The organism is Muriicola sp. (assembly GCF_041567615.1).
Lineage (GTDB): Bacteria > Bacteroidota > Bacteroidia > Flavobacteriales > Flavobacteriaceae > Muriicola.
This window is the reverse complement of sequence record NZ_JBFGBM010000246.1, coordinates 1-2,905: the sequence shown is the minus strand read 5'-3', so window position 1 is coordinate 2,905 and position 2,905 is coordinate 1. Positions and strand designations below refer to the sequence as shown.

Genomic DNA, 2,905 nt, shown 5'->3' with positions numbered 1-2,905 from the left:
CCACGGATCTCAACGGATTCTACCTCCTCGAGGTCGAATCAGAAGTGATCCTGACCCTCGTCTTTACCCATCTCGGCCATGAGCGAATCGAACTCAGGGACCTGATCCTGACCTCCAACCAGGTTTTCGCTTTTAACCCGGTAATGAAAACAGACGCCATTCAAATAGACAGTGTGGAGGTCACAGCCAGGGACACCAGGGCCATTTTCGGAATCACCAACCTCTCCCCGGAAGTGGTGCAGCAGATCCCCGGAGCAAATGCAGGGGTTGAAAATCTATTGAAGCTTTTACCCGGGGTTTTTGCCAATAATGAACTCAGTACCCAGTACGGCGTCCGGGGCGGAAATTATGATGAAAACCTGGTTTATGTCAACGGGATTGAGGTGTACAGGCCACAACTGCTGCGATCCGGCCAGCAAGAGGGCTTTAGCTATGTCAACCCCAGTATGGTGGAGAGGCTTTATTTTTCTCCCGGAGGCTTCCAGGCGCGGTACGGGGATAAATTGTCCTCTGTCCTGGACATCACCTACAAGACGCCCACCCGATTTGCCCTTCAGGCTGAGGCCAGCCTTCTCGGCTTTGGCACTACCCTGGAAACCCGATCTGAGGACAGGAAGTTCAGCGCCCTGATGGGATTCCGTTACAGGGATAACAGCCTGCTCGTGAACAGTCAGCAGACAAGGTCTACTTTTAACCCCCTTTTCACGGACCTGCAGGGCGTACTCACCTACAGGTTCTCTTCTCGGTTTCACCTGAATTTCCTAGGGTATCTCGGCCTGAACAGGTACAGGAACCAACCCGTTTCCAGGCAGACGAATTTCGGGACCCTGGCCAATCCGCGGGCCCTGCAGGTGTTTTACCTGGGAAGGGAAGAGAATTCCTTTTCCTCAGGGATGGGTGCGATCAAGGCCGACCTCTTCCCTGACGAGTCCCTGTCTCTGAGTTTCTACGCGGCCATCAACCATTCTCTGGAAGAAGAGTATTCGGATGTGGTCGCCCAGTACGAACTTGGAGAAATAGAGACCAACCTGGGCAGCAATTCGCTGGGGGAAATTACTTCCTCCAGGGGAATAGGCTCCCAGTATAACCGCGCTCGCAATGATCTGGACGCCCTCATCCTTACCTGGGCCCACCGGGGCAATCTGCGCAATGGCAGCGGCCGGCTTTCCTGGGGATTGAAATACACCTACGAGGACGTGAGGGACCAGATCAGGGAATCAGAATTTATTGATTCGGCAGGTTTTTTCATAAGGCCCCCCAGGGAGGAATTCATCAACAATCAACCGGAAGAACCCTTTATGGCTCCCCTGGTGGCCTATACCGCGGTCAGCGCCCGCAACTTTACCCAGACCAGCCGAATACAGGGTTTTATCGAATATACAGACCGGCTGATGGTGGGAAAGCACAGCCTCAACTATTCTTTAGGGGTCAGATCTCATTACTGGGTCCTGCAGGGACAGGACGTTGAAAGGAGGGCACAGACAGCAATGAGTCCACGTGCTCAATTCTCCTTCAGACCGGATTGGGAGAAGGACGTCATTTTCAAACTATCCTCCGGGATCTACCAGCAACCCCCATTTTACCGGGAATTGAGGAATTCGGAAGGAACTATCGTTTCGGACGTGAAAGCACAGAAGTCGGCTCACCTCCTTCTGGGAGCCGAGCACAGTTTCAGGATCTGGGGACGGCCCTTTAACCTGCAGACAGAGGTCTATTACAAGGACCTGTGGGATGTGAATACCTACACCCTTGAAGACGTACGCATCCGCTATGTGGCCAATAACGATGCCGAGGCCTACGCCTATGGGGCAGACCTTCGGCTGTACGGGGCATTCATACCGGGGACGGAGTCATGGATCAGTCTGGGGTATTTGAAAACCATGGAGAACTGGGATGACAGGGGTGATATCTCGAGACCGACAGACCAGCGATTCAAAGCAGCCCTTCTATGGCAGGATTACGTGCCCGACCTCCCCCAACTGAGGATGTACCTCAACCTGGTTTACAGCACAGGTGTTCCCGGTGGGTCGCCCAGTTATGCAGATCCTTATGTTTTCCAAAACAGGCTGAGGGATTACAAACGGGCCGATTTGGGAATTTCTCATATTTTTGTAGACGAAAACACCTCCCTCAGGGAGGGACATTGGCTGAAGAATTGCAAAGAGTTACAGGTTGGTCTGGAGATCTTTAACCTGTTCAACAACCAGAATTCCATCACCAATACCTGGGTCAGGGATGTGGACAGCAAAAATGAATTTGCCGTGCCCAACTTTATGACCTCCAGGATCCTGAATGTTAAACTTAGAATGCGGTTTTAAAGTATGGATATTTTAAAAAGGCTCTTACTCGTCTCCTTACTGTTTCAGGGGTTCCTCCTCTGCGGACAAAAGAATATTTATGAGAGTGCCAGGTTTGAGGATCTGAGCTCTGACCACAAAATTCTGGCTATCATCCCTTTTTTTACCAATCTCGAGCTCAAGGAAAACGTGAATGGAACAGACCTTAAAAAACTGGAAGAAAGGGAGGGATATGCCGTACAGGACGCGCTGGAAACCTATTTCGGGAGGGGGAAGAAAAGGAAGAAGTTCTCCGTGGATTTTCAGAATACCGAAAACACCAATGCCATCCTCTCACAGAATGACATCACCTATTCCAATATAGACACCTACACGATCAAACAGCTCAGTGAGATCCTGAATGTAGACGGAATAGTAAGCGGAAATATGGATCTGAATATACTGCTTTCCGAAGGTATCCCATCTGATTTCAGTTTTATCGACTACCTGCTGGGCGATGCCAATTACGGTCGTATCGGTATCAAGGTCAGTGATGGAAGGACCGGGAAACTGCTCTGGAAGTACGAAAAGGAGATCAACAAGAAATCAGGCAGGAATACCACCGACCT

The 2,905-nt window shown here is 50.8% G+C and carries 2 protein-coding genes; both read left to right on the top strand.

Annotated features, from left to right (window positions below; translation table 11 throughout):
• Positions 1-2,318 (top strand): TonB-dependent receptor plug domain-containing protein (locus tag ABYP73_RS12585; protein ID WP_372974563.1); only part of this gene is annotated, 2,318 nt, incomplete at its 5' end.
• A gap of 3 nt (positions 2,319-2,321) precedes the next feature.
• A partial coding sequence (locus tag ABYP73_RS12580) for a hypothetical protein (RefSeq protein ID WP_372974562.1) occupies positions 2,322-2,905 on the top strand: 584 nt, incomplete at its 3' end.